Source organism: Xanthocytophaga agilis (assembly GCF_030068605.1).
GTDB classification, from domain to species: Bacteria; Bacteroidota; Bacteroidia; order Cytophagales; family 172606-1; genus Xanthocytophaga; species Xanthocytophaga agilis.
The window spans coordinates 130,837-145,262 of record NZ_JASJOU010000007.1 but is presented as its reverse complement, the minus strand read 5'-3'; the positions used below and the strand labels follow the sequence as shown (position 1 = coordinate 145,262).

The 14,426-nt window shown below is 38.7% G+C and carries 14 protein-coding genes and 1 tRNA gene; 7 read left to right on the top strand and 8 right to left on the bottom strand.

Annotated elements, in window-relative coordinates:
- Positions 1 to 94: 94 nt before the first annotated feature.
- Positions 95 to 3,277 (top strand): efflux RND transporter permease subunit, encoded by a 3,183-nt coding sequence (locus QNI22_RS20355; RefSeq protein WP_314513498.1) that lies wholly within the window; start codon positions 95 to 97, stop codon positions 3,275 to 3,277.
- A gap of 179 nt (positions 3,278 to 3,456) precedes the next feature.
- Positions 3,457 to 3,975 carry an energy transducer TonB gene (locus QNI22_RS20350; RefSeq protein WP_314513496.1) on the top strand — a complete coding sequence of 173 codons (519 nt, stop codon included), beginning with the start codon at positions 3,457 to 3,459 and terminating at the stop codon, positions 3,973 to 3,975.
- A gap of 68 nt (positions 3,976 to 4,043) precedes the next feature.
- Here QNI22_RS20350 and QNI22_RS20345 read toward each other — a convergent pair whose 3' ends face one another.
- The 7 genes from QNI22_RS20345 to rpmG form a co-directional block, all read right to left on the bottom strand.
- Entirely contained in the window at positions 4,044 to 4,871 is an 828-nt protein-coding gene (locus QNI22_RS20345) for an SDR family oxidoreductase (RefSeq protein WP_314513494.1), read from the bottom strand.
- Between the two features lie 90 nt (positions 4,872 to 4,961).
- A complete protein-coding gene (locus QNI22_RS20340; RefSeq protein WP_314513492.1) occupies positions 4,962 to 5,861 on the bottom strand; it encodes a helix-turn-helix domain-containing protein in 900 nt (299 codons plus the stop codon).
- 86 nt (positions 5,862 to 5,947) lie between these two features.
- Positions 5,948 to 7,267: a 30S ribosomal protein S12 methylthiotransferase RimO gene (gene rimO, locus QNI22_RS20335; RefSeq protein WP_314513490.1), complete on the bottom strand. Its 1,320-nt coding sequence runs from the start codon at positions 7,265 to 7,267 to the stop codon at positions 5,948 to 5,950.
- Positions 7,268 to 7,338: 71 nt separating this feature from the next.
- On the bottom strand, positions 7,339 to 7,851 hold the full coding sequence (locus tag QNI22_RS20330; protein WP_314513488.1) for a hypothetical protein: 513 nt from the start codon (positions 7,849 to 7,851) through the stop codon (positions 7,339 to 7,341).
- Positions 7,852 to 8,015: 164 nt separating this feature from the next.
- Complete coding sequence (gene ftsY / locus QNI22_RS20325; RefSeq protein ID WP_314513486.1) at positions 8,016 to 8,978, bottom strand: signal recognition particle-docking protein FtsY; 963 nt, start codon at positions 8,976 to 8,978, stop codon at positions 8,016 to 8,018.
- A gap of 121 nt (positions 8,979 to 9,099) precedes the next feature.
- Complete coding sequence (locus tag QNI22_RS20320) at positions 9,100 to 9,252, bottom strand: DUF4295 domain-containing protein (protein ID WP_313988078.1); 153 nt, start codon at positions 9,250 to 9,252, stop codon at positions 9,100 to 9,102.
- Positions 9,253 to 9,346: 94 nt separating this feature from the next.
- Entirely contained in the window at positions 9,347 to 9,529 is a 183-nt protein-coding gene (gene rpmG, locus QNI22_RS20315; protein WP_313988081.1) for a 50S ribosomal protein L33, read from the bottom strand.
- 271 nt (positions 9,530 to 9,800) lie between these two features.
- On the opposite strand from rpmG, the gene QNI22_RS20310 reads away from it, so the two are divergent.
- From QNI22_RS20310 to QNI22_RS20290, 5 genes are all read left to right on the top strand, one after another.
- Positions 9,801 to 9,875: transfer RNA gene (locus QNI22_RS20310), tRNA-Val, on the top strand.
- 86 nt (positions 9,876 to 9,961) lie between these two features.
- Positions 9,962 to 10,405, top strand: a complete 444-nt coding sequence (locus tag QNI22_RS20305) for a GNAT family N-acetyltransferase (protein ID WP_314513480.1) — start codon at positions 9,962 to 9,964, stop codon at positions 10,403 to 10,405.
- 198 nt (positions 10,406 to 10,603) lie between these two features.
- Positions 10,604 to 10,951, top strand: coding sequence for a hypothetical protein (locus tag QNI22_RS20300; protein WP_314513478.1), 348 nt, complete (start codon positions 10,604 to 10,606; stop codon positions 10,949 to 10,951).
- 289 nt (positions 10,952 to 11,240) lie between these two features.
- Positions 11,241 to 11,717: a hypothetical protein gene (locus tag QNI22_RS20295; RefSeq protein ID WP_314513476.1), complete on the top strand. Its 477-nt coding sequence runs from the start codon at positions 11,241 to 11,243 to the stop codon at positions 11,715 to 11,717.
- Positions 11,718 to 11,741: 24 nt separating this feature from the next.
- Complete coding sequence (locus QNI22_RS20290) at positions 11,742 to 12,317, top strand: hypothetical protein (RefSeq protein ID WP_314513474.1); 576 nt, start codon at positions 11,742 to 11,744, stop codon at positions 12,315 to 12,317.
- 125 nt (positions 12,318 to 12,442) lie between these two features.
- Here the strand turns inward: QNI22_RS20290 and QNI22_RS20285 are convergent, their stop codons facing one another.
- Positions 12,443 to 14,401: a glycoside hydrolase family 97 protein gene (locus QNI22_RS20285; protein ID WP_314513472.1), complete on the bottom strand. Its 1,959-nt coding sequence runs from the start codon at positions 14,399 to 14,401 to the stop codon at positions 12,443 to 12,445.
- Positions 14,402 to 14,426 lie beyond the last annotated feature (25 nt).

Here is a 14,426-nt window from a genome sequence, read left to right as displayed (position 1 = left end):
AGGGTATCCTTTCATTTTTTAGCCTCTTTTGTTCTGCTGATAAAGTAGAAAGAAGATTTTATGGACAAACATTAACGCCTAAGTCACGATTTATATGATTGCTGATGTATTTATAAGACGCCCCCAAACAGCTATAGTTGCTTCTATTGTTCTTTTATTGGTTGGGATACTGGCTTTGATCAATTTGCCAGTGAGCCAGTATCCGGAAATTACTCCACCTGTAGTACAGGTGACGGGTACATTTACAGGGGCCGATGCTCAAACTGTTGAACAAACTGTGGCTACACCTATAGAATCTCAGGTGAATGGTTCGCCAGGTATGGCTTATCTGTCTACCAACAGTACCAGTGACGGACGGATGACGATGAACGTTACCTTTGAAGTTGGTACGAATATAGACATTGCCACTTTGGATATACAGAACCGGGTAAGTGTAGCGACGCCTCAATTACCAGATGAAGTACGTCGGTTAGGTTTGACTGTTCGGAAACGGAATCCAAGTATTTTGATGCTAGTTGCATTGTATTCTCCCAAAGGGAGCCATAATGTGCCCTTTACAGATAATTATACTAATATTTATATAAAAGATGCCTTGTTACGGGTAAAAGGGGTGGGGGATATCTTTACACGAGCTGATGATTTCAGTATGCGTATCTGGTTACAGCCAGACAAGCTGGCTCAGGTAAATATGACAGCTACAGATGTACTTAATGCGTTGAGAGAGCAAAACGTACAGGTAGCAGCCGGATCAGTGGGTGTGCCACCTCAGAAAAATACACAAACTTTTGAATATACAATTTATGTGAATGGACGTCTGGCTCGGTCTGAAGAGTTTGAGAAGATTATTGTGAAGAGTGATCCTCAGAGAGGAGCTTTGGTTTATCTGAAAGACATTGCACGTGTACAACTAGGAAAGTTTAACTATGCCAGTAACTCATTTGTAGATGGTCGTCCTGCTTCTTACCTGCTGGTATATCAGGCTCCTGGAAGTAACTCATTGGAGACCGCCAAGGGTGTATACGCAGCTATGGAAGAATTAAAGAAATCTTTTCCTGCAGATGTAGATTACGTAGTGCCTTTTGAAGCAGTGTCTGTGGTAGAAGTTTCAATTGACGAAGTAGTACATACACTGGTAGAAGCATTGATTCTGGTGGTAATTGTGGTATTTCTGTTCCTGCAAAGCTGGCGAGCAACCTTGATTCCTATATTGGCTATTCCAGTATCTATTGTAGCTACGTTTGCCATGTTTATTCCATTGGGATTCACAATCAATACACTAACGCTATTCGGTCTGGTACTGGCAATTGGTATTGTGGTGGATGATGCTATTGTGGTGGTAGAGGCTGTGCAGCATTATATTGATGAGGAGGGACTTTCACCTAAAGAGGCTACAGTAAAGGCCATGAAAGATATTTCAGCACCTGTTATTGCCATTGCATTGATTCTGGCCGCTGTATTTGTCCCTGTTGGATTTATACCTGGTATCGTGGGCCGATTGTATCAGCAGTTTGCGATAACTATTGCTGTCTCTGTATTGATTTCTGCATTTGTCGCATTATCACTAACACCTGCCCTTTGTTCATTATTCCTAAAACCCATGAAGTTAGATCAAAACTCTCGTGGGTTAAATAAGTTCTTCTATAAGTTTAACCAATGGTTTGGACGTACTACCAATCGATATGGGCAAGGTGTACAGAAAACCATTCAGTATGGACGCTATGCACTTATCTTGTTACTATGTCTGTTTGTGGGTACAGGAGTTTTATTTGTAAATAAGCCAACAGGTTTTATTCCTGTAGAAGACGAAGGAAGGATTATTATTACGTTTGAATTACCTGATGCTTCCTCTTCTTCCCGCACGGTGGCTATATTGAAACAGATGATGGGAATCTTGAAAGAGACAGAAGGCATTGCTCACTTTGCTGGTCTGGGTGGATTGAACGTAGTAAACTTCTCATCTAAATCCAGTAGTGGTACTGTGTTCTGCCAGCTGAAGCCTTGGGCCGATCGAAAAGCCGACTCATTACAGGCAGGTGCTTTAATTGGTACGTTACGGAAGAAATTTGCTGCTATTCAGGAGGCAAACATTGTTGTAATTCCACCACCTCCTATCCCTGGGTTAGGGCAGACCGCTGGTTTTACTTTTGTATTAGAGCAACGACAAGCTACACAGGATATCAAAGAGTTTGAACGAGTGCTGCAGCAGTTTCTGGCAAAAGCAAATCAGCGTCCGGAAATCAGTCGGGCATTTACTTTTTTCACTGCCCGTACACCTGGTTATCAGGTAACTGTAGATCGGGAAAAATGTAAAAAGTTGGGAGTCGCAGTTTCAGATGTATTTAGCACTATGCAAACGTTTATGGGAAGTGCCTATGTCAACGACTTTACATTATATGGGCGTAACTTCCGGGTAGTCGCACAGGCAGATACATCCTACAGAGGTACCATCGAAGAGTTAGGAAGATATTATGTGCGTAGCCAGAGTGGAGAGATGGTGCCACTAAGTACATTGACCTCCTATAAAGTTGTAGAAAGCGCACCTCTCATTTCCCATTTTAATTTGTTCCGGTCTGCGGAAATCAATGGTGAATCTGCTCCTGGATTTAGTAGTGGACAAGCTATTGAAGCACTAAGAGAAGTAGCTGCCGAAGTATTGCCTGTTGGATATGGATATGAATTTTCTGCTTTAAGCCGGGAAGAAATCGCTGCAGGATCAAGCACCATTTATATATTTGGTTTATCTATCTTGTTTGTATTCCTGTTTTTAACTGCCTTGTATGAAAGCTGGTCTGTTCCCTTTTCCGTCTTGCTGGCAGTACCTATTGGTGCATTTGGCGCTATATTGACTCTTACTTTCTCTTCGCAACTTACCAACAATGTGTATGCACAGATTGGATTGATTACCCTGATTGGCCTGGCTGCCAAAAATGCCATTCTTATTGTGGAGTTTGCGAAAGAAAGGGTAGATGCAGGCATGGAAGTTGTTAAAGCTACTTTAGAAGCAGCACGATTGCGGTTACGCCCTATTGTGATGACCTCTCTGGCTTTTATTCTGGGGGTATTGCCACTGGCATTCTCATCAGGGGCAGGGGCAATGGCTCGCCGTACTATTGGATGGACTGTGTTTGGGGGTATGTTGTCTGCAACTTTGCTGGCTATCTTTTTCGTGCCGGTATTGTATGTCACCATTACAAAGCTTGCTTATGGTAAGAAGAAATTGGCAGAGATGCAGGCTCAGAGATCATCAGAAGATAATCCATCAGAGGGCAGACACTAAGCTTTATAAATCTTTATAAATCAGGTTTTTATTATAAGAGTTGAAGTTGAATGTTGACAGCCAGTAACTTGTGGAGAGGAGGAGAGTTATTTAAGCATTTATCATACATTCATCTGGAGTTATAGAAACCTTGACTTAATTTTGTTCGTAAATGATATATAACTTATCCTTAGGACATTATGCGGAAGATATTTTATTTGATTGGCTTATTTCTAATGGTGGCAGGGCTGGCAATAGGACAGCAGAAAAGCACTAAAACGCAAAAGAAAACAACCACTGCTACAAAAGTTAAAACTAAAACCAGTGAGGCGAAGAGTACAGCTACAGCAGTAAAGGATTCTTTGACGTTTGAGTACAAAGAAGTAAAAAAAGATACCTTACGAAATGTGAAAGTTAAAGGATTTGTTCCTCCGGAATTTCCAGGTGGCAAAGATAAAATGAATGAGTTTTTATCTCAGAATATGAAGTATCCGGAAGAGGCAAGAAAAGATAAAGTAGAGGGAGATGTATTTGTTCGGTTTATGGTAAAAAAAGATGGCACTATTACTACTCCTAAAGTGATTAGTGGACTAGGAGCAGGATGTGACCAGGAAGCTGTTCGCTTGTTAACTGTAATGCCTAAATGGAATCCTGGTAAAAAAGATGACGAACCTGTAGATATGCCTTATACTATGTATATTCACTTTGTGTTGAACTAATAGTAATATTAAGATATGAAAAGCCTAGAAGCAATTCCAGGCTTTTTCTTTTACGTTTCTGTGTTGATCTATTCCTCAACTTTTGTTGACATAGCTATATCCTTTTGAGCATCTAAAGAGTCAAGCCTTGATACAAGAGATGAGCGTATCGCTGTATAAGCATCTGGGCCTAGTGCCAATCGCAATGGCGCTGGAGTTACATCCACTGAGTCAATAATTGCTTGAGCTGTCTTTTCCGGATCGCCTGGAATGGGAAATGCATTGTTTTGAATCAGACGGCGTACTTCTCCTGCTGGCGTTTGTGCATATACTTCCATAGGAGTCGCGCTATCCATGTTGCTTACAAATCCATTTCTAAGTGCTCCTGGCTCTACTATTGTCAAACCGATATTAAATATAGAAATCTCTTTAGCTACAGTTTCTGCAAATCCTTCTATACCCCATTTAGTCATATGATAATACCCATAATTAGGGTAAGTAGCTTGCCCACCGGCTGATGAAAGCTGTATAATACGTCCTTCTCCCTGAGCACGGAGATAGGGAAGTGCTGCCCGAATTATCTGAATAGATCCCATAATATTTGTTTCTATCTGCTTTCGTATCTGGTCATCGCTAGCCTCTTCTACTGAACCAAAAAGTCCATAGCCAGCATTGTTTACAATAACATCAATTCGACCCAAAGCATTGAAGGCATCCTGCATAACCTGATGTATAGCAGGTATATGTGTTACGTCCAGTTGGGCTATCCAAAGCCGATCACCATACTCCGCTTTAAGATCATCAAGAGCATGTGTTTTTCGCAATGTTGCAGCTACTCGATCTCCTCGTTTGAGTAATTTCTCTGTCAGCGTTCTTCCCAATCCTGCTGAACTACCAGTAATGAACCATGTTCTCATTTCTTTTGTAAGTTTAATTGTGATTATTTACAAAAGTAAAGAATGCCTTTCGAAGACAACTGACACCATTCAAACCAACAATGACGAAAATCAAACCTGACGTAGAGACGAAGGCGTCATCTGGGTGTGTTTGTGAAAGAAATGGGTAAAGTGAGTAGCTTCTTCAAAACCCAGACAATAACCAATCTGATTTATGGGCAGGTTTGTATGAAGCAGCAAGATCCGTGCTTCCTGTATGATGCGTTCATTTATTAGCTGAGTGGTTGTTTTGCCAGTGACCGCTTTTAACGTCCGGTTCAGATAGTTGACATGAACAGCTAACTTATCTGCAAAATCCTGAGCAGTCCGGTATTTTAATTTTTGATGTGATGTAATAACCAGGAACTGTTGAGCAAGTAACTCTCTGAATGATTCTGTTAAACGATTGGCGGCTGAAAAATTAGTATCTGGTATAGACGGTTCCATTCTCAATGCTTCATGAATGAATTCCAGCAAATAGATGAATATTAGTTGCTGTTTATGTAGATATGATGATGAGTATTCTTTAATCATCTTCTTAAATAAGTTACTGAATAGTTCTACCTGTTCGGTATTCAGGTAAAAGAGGGATTGTCCATTCGGATCAAAGACTGTCCAGTCACTTGGCCGCAGATATGTATGTAAGGGCAAAAAATCATCGGTAAAGACACATCCATATCCTTGACATGTACCACTGTGTATTTCCCATTTATAAGGAATCTCACGATTGGTGAATAACAGCGCATACTGCCCTGCTTGTAACATAACTTGTCGGTCACCATATGAATACGTAGCATCTCCACTGATGAGAGTAATTTTATAAAAGTCTCTGCGGCAATAGATAGAAGAAACCTGTGCTGTTTCTCTGGAAAAGTCCTCAATGGAGTAGGCAGCAAAGATATCTTTGGACTGATTAGCGGATGACGAAAGATACTGAAACGGGTAATCCTGTAAGGTCTGCTGTTGAATCATAAGTTGTATAAAAAGACTTAGACATGCAACATAAAAAAAGCCATAGAATAACCATGGCTTAATCTTTATTTCTAACCTATTTTCAACTAGGCTTTTACTAGCTGTCCATATAAGTCAAACTCTGTTGCATCCGTAATGATAACAGTCGCAAAGTCTCCTTGTCGTATATACGTATCTGATGTTGCTTCTACTAGTACTTCATTATCTACTTCAGGTGAGTCATGCTCTGTTCTTCCTATAAAGTAGCCATTTTCTTTACGGTCAAATAAGACTTTGTATGTATGACCTATCTTTGCCTGATTCAAATCATAGGAGATTCCCTGCTGTAGTTCCATGATAGCATCTGTACGTTCCTGTTTGATATCCTCTGGTACATCGTCTTCCATTGTATAGGAATGTGTATTCTCTTCATGTGAATAATTAAATACACCCAGACGGTCAAAACGCATTTCTTCTACAAAGCGATACATTTCTTCAAAGTCCTCTTCTGTTTCTCCCGGATGACCGCTGATCAGTGTAGTACGTAAGGCAATACCTGGAACTTTACTACGAATTTGCTGAATAAGTTCTTCTGTCTTTTTACGGGTAATCCCACGACGCATAGACTTCAACACTTTATTGGATCCATGTTGCAGAGGCATATCCAGGTATTTGCAGATATTGTCACGTTCGGCCATTACATCCAGTATTTCCATTGGAAAGCCAGATGGGTAGGCATATTGAAGACGTATCCACTCCAGCCCTTCTACATCGGAAAGAGCCCGAAGCAAATCTTCAAGACGACGTTTTTTGTACAGGTCTAACCCATAATAGGTAAGATCCTGTGCAATCAGAATAAGTTCTTTGGTGCCACGCTTTACCAGACTTTGTGTTTCTCTAACCAACTGTTCGATCGGCTTGGATATATGTCCTCCACGCATCAGTGGAATGGCACAGAATGAACATGGGCGATCACAACCTTCAGCTATTTTAAGATAGGCAAAGTGAGCAGGCGTAGTAATTAGCCGTTCGCCAACCAGTTCATGTTTGTAATCTGCCTTTAATGTTTTGAGAAGGCGAGGTAGTTCATTGGTACCAAAATACGCATCAACAGTTGGGATCTCTTTTTCCAGATCGTCTTTATACCGATGTGAAAGACAACCAGTGACATAGAGTTTATCAATTAATCCATGTTCCTTGGCGTCAGCGTAACGTAGTATTGTATCAATAGATTCTTGTTTGGCATTGTCTATAAAGCCACATGTGTTAACGATAACAATATTGGCATCGTCTTTTTTCGACTCGTGTGTTACATCAAACTGGTTTGCCCTGAGTTGGGTAAAGATTTCTTCCGAGTCCACGAGATTTTTCGAGCACCCCAACGTCACAATGTTGACTTTGTTTTTTACAGATCCTTTGGTTTTCATTTATGTTTCTGACAAAAGAATGACAGTAAGGAAAGAGTGAGCTTATCTGTCAGAGAAATATGATTTGGTTTTTAGTATTCTGTGAGTGGTTCAACATACCCATTACAGGCATCAACTCTATACTTTTTTACAATTGAGTCTCCTGTGGTTGTTTCCAATGCAATACAATAATATGGATAAGATGTGGTTGCAGGTTCTACTGAGGTTACCTGATATAACTTCTCATGGTATGCATTAACTTGGTTCAAACTATCTTTTATCTCAGAAAGATTCTCTACTATTCTTTCTGCAACACTATCTTTGATTAAAAAAGTTCGATTGGCTATTTGCCAAGGTGATAAAATATATTCATACTTTGTATAACGAAACGTCTTTGCCCACACAATCCGATCATTACCTAACGAAGGGCGTTTCGTTGTATAAAATCTCCCTGTAAAACGAAAACGATGCCAGTCATCAGGTTGTTGCCAATGCTCTTCTGGTATCTTAAGGTCAGATGAGGCTGGCACTATATTTATACAAGTTCCTTCCTTTTCGCAATCATATCCAGATGAATCTACTAGGGAAAGATCTGTTGGTTTCATTCAGTTAGGGCAATCACATGCCCAGCCTACCCACATCATTTCAATTGTTTGCTCCTGCTCTTCCAATGGAGAACAGCTATAGGTGAGAAACAGAAGGCTGAGAATAATATAGGATCTCAATGAGTACTATTTTTCAGGTGCCTTTTGAAAATGAATAAAATAGATTATTTCTTAAATAAAGAATTGACGAAAGCGACTTTATCAAACAACTGAAGATCATCAATTTTCTCTCCTACCCCAATGTATTTTACCGGAATCTTAAATTGGTCTGATATCCCAATTACCACACCTCCTTTGGCCGTTCCGTCCAGTTTGGTAATAGCCAGAGCTGTTACATCAGTAGCTTTGGTAAACTCCTGAGCCTGAATAAATGCATTCTGCCCTGTACTACCATCCAGTACCAGTAGTACTTCATGGGGTGCATCAGGTACTACCTTCTGCATAACGCGTTTTATTTTTGTGAGTTCCTGCATTAGGTTGACTTTTGTGTGTAATCGACCTGCAGTATCTACAATAATAATATCAGCTTTTTGTTCGTTTCCCTGCTTCACCGCATCAAAGGCAACAGATGCCGGATCAGTATTCATGCCATGATCAATTACTGGAATACCTACTCGTTGTCCCCAAAGTTTTAGCTGATCTACTGCTGCTGCCCGGAAGGTATCCGCTGCTCCTAATACCACCTTTTTTCCAGCTTTATGAAATTGAGCTGCCAGTTTACCAATGGTAGTAGTTTTACCTACACCATTTACACCTACTACCATAATCACATAGGGTTTGGTTGTATCCGGTACATCAAAGTTTTTGATATCCTGTGAACGATTCTCTGATAGTAACTTTGCGATTTCGTCTCTTAAAATTGAATCCAGTTCACTGGCATTTAAATATTTATCCTCTGCAACTCTTTTCTCTATACGCTCAATGATTTTGAGGGTTGTAGCAACTCCAACGTCTGATGTCAGAAGTATCTCTTCCAGTTCGTCGAGTACTTCTTCATCCACCTTTGACTTTCCAATAACTGCTTTACCTAGCTTGCTAAAGAAGCTTTCTTTTGTTTTTTCCAGCCCTTTGTCTAATGACTCTTTTTGTTCTTCTTTATTAGGTTTTAAAAAATCGAAAAGTCCCATGTGTATTTTTCAAATTTCAGGTTGCCAGAATAAGCTAATTTTGGAACCGGGTGAATTAATGGCCTAAAATAACAAAAAAAGTCCCAACAAGGGACTTTTTAGATTTGAAATCAAAATGCGCTTAGCGTTTCAGAGCGGCTTGTACTTCTTCAGTAGATACCATCTCTTCTTTAAATGTATAAGCACCAGTTTTTGGTGACTTTACAGCTTTAATGATTTTGACAAAACCTTTGCCATCATTTTTTTTCAGGGTCGCAACAACTTTCTTTGCCATTTCTTTGTAAACGTTAGTAAGATGAAGAGTTAATTGAGTAATCAGAATGCTATTGTTTAGATAAACTTTTCTAAAAACCAGCTAACACGAACGATTACTTGATTTCTTTATGAACCGTTACTTTTTTCAGGAACGGATTATATTTTTTCAACTCGATACGTTGAGTTGTGTTTTTACGGTTTTTAACAGTGATATAACGAGACATTCCTGCAACGCCAGAATCTTTTTGTTCGGTGCATTCCAGAATTACCTGCACACGGTTACCTTTCTTTGCCATTTTTGTAAATATTTTTAATGAATCGAATGCTTTTTAAAACAGGACTGCAAAGTTAAAATAATTTTATCGGAATTTGAAAAATTATGAAGAAAGATTTTTTCTGAAACAAGAAGAAAATTTTAAAAATAGTAAAATGCTGATAGTCAGTTTGATTTTCTATGTGAGAATATTTTTTTAATTTTTTTTTGTCTCAAATATTGCGTTATAAAAAAAAGACCATACTTTTGCAGTCCCATTCAACGACAACAAGTCAAACAATGGAAAGCAAAAAGGAGGCTTAGCTCAGCCGGTTCAGAGCATCTGCCTTACAAGCAGAGGGTCGGGGGTTCGAATCCCTCAGCCTCCACTATATTAACAAAAGGTCTTAGATACTCTCTAAGACCTTTTGTATTTTCTATCACTTTCGTTGCTTTACAAACACTATTTCAATGTATGAACAGCACAGTTTCAGAAATTAAAATACGAGAAAAGCAGCAAAAGGATATAGCTGAATTGCGAACTCTGTTTTTAGAAGTCAGACAGCAAACTTTTGTCTGGATAGATACAAGCGTTTTTACTTTGTTGGATTTCGATAAGGAAACAGAAGGGGAGTATATCTTAGTTGCACTCGCCAAAAATAAAGTCGTTGGATTCATTGCGGTTTGGTTAACAGACAATTTCATTCATCATTTGTATGTGGATAAGAATTATCATAACCTTGGTATTGGGTCCAAATTATTGGACACGATAATAGATAAAATTGGTTTGCCTGTAGGGCTTAAGTGTTTAGAAAAAAATAGAACGGCAATGGCGTTTTATACTAAAAGAGGGTTCACTGAAAAAGTGAGAGGGCTGTCAGATAATGAAGTTTATATTTTTTTGGAATTGTGGCAATAAGAATTCCATTGTCGTACTCAACAACTTTTAGCTGTAAAAATAGTTGGACAAACAAGTGTGATATTTTCCAGTCACCTACATAACTATTATCCCTCATTAAAATTTAATCAGGCACTGTTATTTATGCAATAGAGAGGTCCAATCTACATGGACATTCAGTGTAGTTTTAAATTTTTTCATAATCACTTATTCATAGACATGGAATCTACTATTCAACTAGTATTGGGATTACCTTTTAGATTAAAACTAACAGGTAAACTAACTTATCTGCCAAGAGTTGGCGAAGCTATATTTTTAGGCAAAGAAGGATTTGAAGTTATCTCAGATAAACATCCGGATAAAATAGCAGAGATACGCAATAGAATAGTTGATGTAATTGAGAAAGATGCCAAGCTCGTACTGGTCATAACACACATATACCATGAGTTTGATGAGGGAGGGCAGGATGTATTTATAACCGTTGAAAAATCAGATAAAATAGGAAGAGGGTATAGTGTCTTTGAAGATATTACGGAAACACTACAACTACAAGAAGTCCGGTTATAACCGGACTTCTTCATTTTACAGCTATACACTTTCGAAAAAATGAAACATCCCTTATATTCGAATGGCCTTCAGTCGTTTCTTTACTTATAAATTCTAAGTTTGGAATAGAAACTTATCTGAGACTATAGAATAAGATGCTACATCAGCTTGGAATATATAATACAAAACCCGGTTTGACAGTCCAAGGAACACAAATCGGAGATTTCGTACAGAAGAACTACAGCTACGAAAAAATCAAAGCTCTTATTTCCAGATATGAGTTTTTGGAGCATGAATCCATTCTCATTTTATGCAGTGCAATTATGGCTGGACTAAAGAGCAGGAAATAGATTTCTGGGAGTTTGTTCTCACTAAGAACACCAAATTAGGTATACCTTTTCTCACTCTTGCAAAATCATATTGGGGGAATAGTATAAAGTCATTGCAAGAAGTTTTTCCGTTGTATCTGGAAGCAATACAACGAGAGCCACAACATTACTATTCTTTATCTGAGGAAGATTTTGAGCAACTTAAGAAAGATGCCACTTATAAGTTTCATATTTTGGAAATTGAACTATCTCTATATGAAAATATGTGGAGTAAATCAGAATGGTTAAAAGAGCATTCTCAACTGATTGAGAGATGCAATGGAGATAAAGAAATTCAAGAGATTATTTACAAAAAGAGTGAAAAGATTTTGTATGGCAATTATTTACTTGTTTCTCAATACATAAAAAGTGACTATTTATCCATATATGATAGGATTCAAAGTTGCTCAATAGAATAATTTCAACAATAAACCAGATATGACGTGTATAAGCCTAAACCACCAATTGATCCTGAAGCCTATGCTCGTAAGATTAAAAGTGTGGGAGATTCCAGACGGGAGACTCAAAGAGTTGAAGAGGAGAATAAAAGAAAAGAAGTTCTAAGCAGTCCGAGACCTATAGACGAAGATTTGTCCATTCGAGGTATAGGTCAATTAAAAGTGCAGATTCTCTATATGCCTCCTTTTGAAATAAATTATATCTGGGATATCCGGCAAGAAGAAGAGACCGGCATCCAGACATATTCACTCTATGAGAATGTGCTGATAAGTCGGAAGACGATAGCACCTGGCTATAAAAAGATTCTCATTCCGGCCGTGCAGTTAACCCAATTGTTGGAAAAAATCTATGCTACCAGCATACCTTTCCGTATTACACCTATGAATGGAGTTGGATTAGATGGAACTTTGTATGGCATACATATTTTTGAGAATTTCTTTCGAACAATTAAAGTTTCCTGGTGGGAAGAACCTCAGGATGATTTGGTCGAATTACATAAGTTACTTGCATTACAGATCGAATTATTTAAGAATAGTAAGGATAAGATACTTGTTGTTTGATCCTATTGTCAATTTACATTAATGATAGATTGACAATAGGATATGAACGATGTGTCTATTTTCAATATAGAGTAGTGATTGCGAAATACAGCCTACCGATTTCAGGACCAATCTGAATACGCCTGCTAGAATATAACTGCTGCATACCCACCGTTTCGTGCCATTTTGACTTTAATGTTGTCACCTGCTTTTACAGGTATGGTTTTAGTCCGGTAATCCATTGCCTGGTGATCGGCATTGATACCATCTTCAAAGTAGGTCATTTTATAAGTTCTGCTTTTATCTAAAAAATCCAGATTAAACTGTACATTCCTTTCTTTCTCTTTTCCATTGGCAATGCCTCCAATAAACCATTTGTTTTCTTTGCGTTTAGCTACAACGGCTATTTCACCTGCTATCGCTACCAGTCCCTTTGTTTCATCCCATGTAGTCGGTACAGAGGTGATAAACTCAGTACAATCAGGATTGCGGTAATACAATGTCGGATTATCTGCCAGCATCTGGATACCGCTTTCAAATACGACAAATAGAGCTAACTGGTATGCGCGGGTTCCTATACTGGCTGCATTGGGTCTTTCAGCTCTATAGAGTTCTGGCTGCATACTAATCATAGCTCCGGGAGTATAGTCCATTGGACCAGCTACATTGCGCATAAAAGGCAGAAATAGACTATTGTTGGGAAGTGTACCTTCCATTTGTTCCATACCTCTCACTCCTTCGTAGGAAAGCACGTTTGGATATTTGTATTCCAGTCCCGCAGGTTTAAAAGCACCATGAAAGTCTACAAACAATTCATTTCTGGCAGCTTCTTTAGCCACTGTTTCATAGAAGTTTACCATCCACTGATCACTACGGTCCATAAAGTCGATTTTGACACCTTTTACTCCCCATTCTTTAAACTTCTGAAACAAGTCCATATGATTATGTACCGTTAACCAGGTTAGCCATAATACTATTCCTACATTCTTTTGCTTTCCATAACGAATCAGTTCATGTACATCTACATCCGGATTCGGAGTATAAGGATCGAGGGTACTTTTAGCCCATCCTTCATCCATAATAATATAGTTGATGCCATATTTTGCTGCAAAATCAATGTAGTACTTGTAAGTTTGCAGATTAAAGCCAGATACAAAGTTTACATCCGGTCCATACGGAGTCGCTCCATTCCACCACTCCCAGCTTGCTTGTCCAGGCTTAACCCAACTCGGATCTTTTAACACACTTGGGGATGCTAGTCTCAGAGTCATAGTTGTTTCCAGAAGTTGTTTGTCATCGGTTGTGATTACAAAGTATCTCCAGGGAAATGTACGTGTACCTATCGTTTTAGCAATATAGGGAGCTTCTTTTGTGATTTTAAGACTACGATCTCCATCTTCACCAAATTCCAGAGGAGCTTTTGGGAAAACAGAGGAAACACCATTTTGTCCTGTTCCTTTTAGAAATAAACAAGGATAATCAGAAAGATCTGATTCACTGACTAATATCTTGTATGGTTTCTGAGTATCAATTAAGACTGGTAAGGTTGACATTTTATCTTCTGTTTTCCAGTCTTTGGAATGGATAGTTGAGTAGTTTTCTTCATAGGCCGTTTTAAAACTTCCGGGTTGCTGAAGGTGAAGGACATAGTCCTCGGGAAACTGTAAGGCAACCTGTTCATTTTTGACTTCAATGGAATCCTTCTTTTTGGTAATGAAACGATAGGCAATCCCATCATCAAATGCCCGAAACTCAACAGAATAATCTCCTTTAAAGGTAAGTAGGAGGGAATTACATCTATTCGTAACTGTGGAGTATCTCAGTGCTACATAAGGTTTAATAACTGTATTGATTGCACTGGTTTTTGCACTAACAAGCTTTGGCTGGCTTCCCAGAACTTCGTTATTTACTTCCATTGCCAGATAATTGTTTTTTAATAATACATCCTGGTTATAGTTTACTGTATAGTAAATCTTATCTGCGATGTTTAAGGATACGTCAATGCTACCATTCGGAGATTTTAGGTGATAGGCTTTCTGGGCAAGTAGAGCTTCTGCACAAATAGTAAAAAGAGAGAGGACAAAAAGTAAAAATTTAATTTTCATAATGAGTTGTGTGGTGAAATAGAAA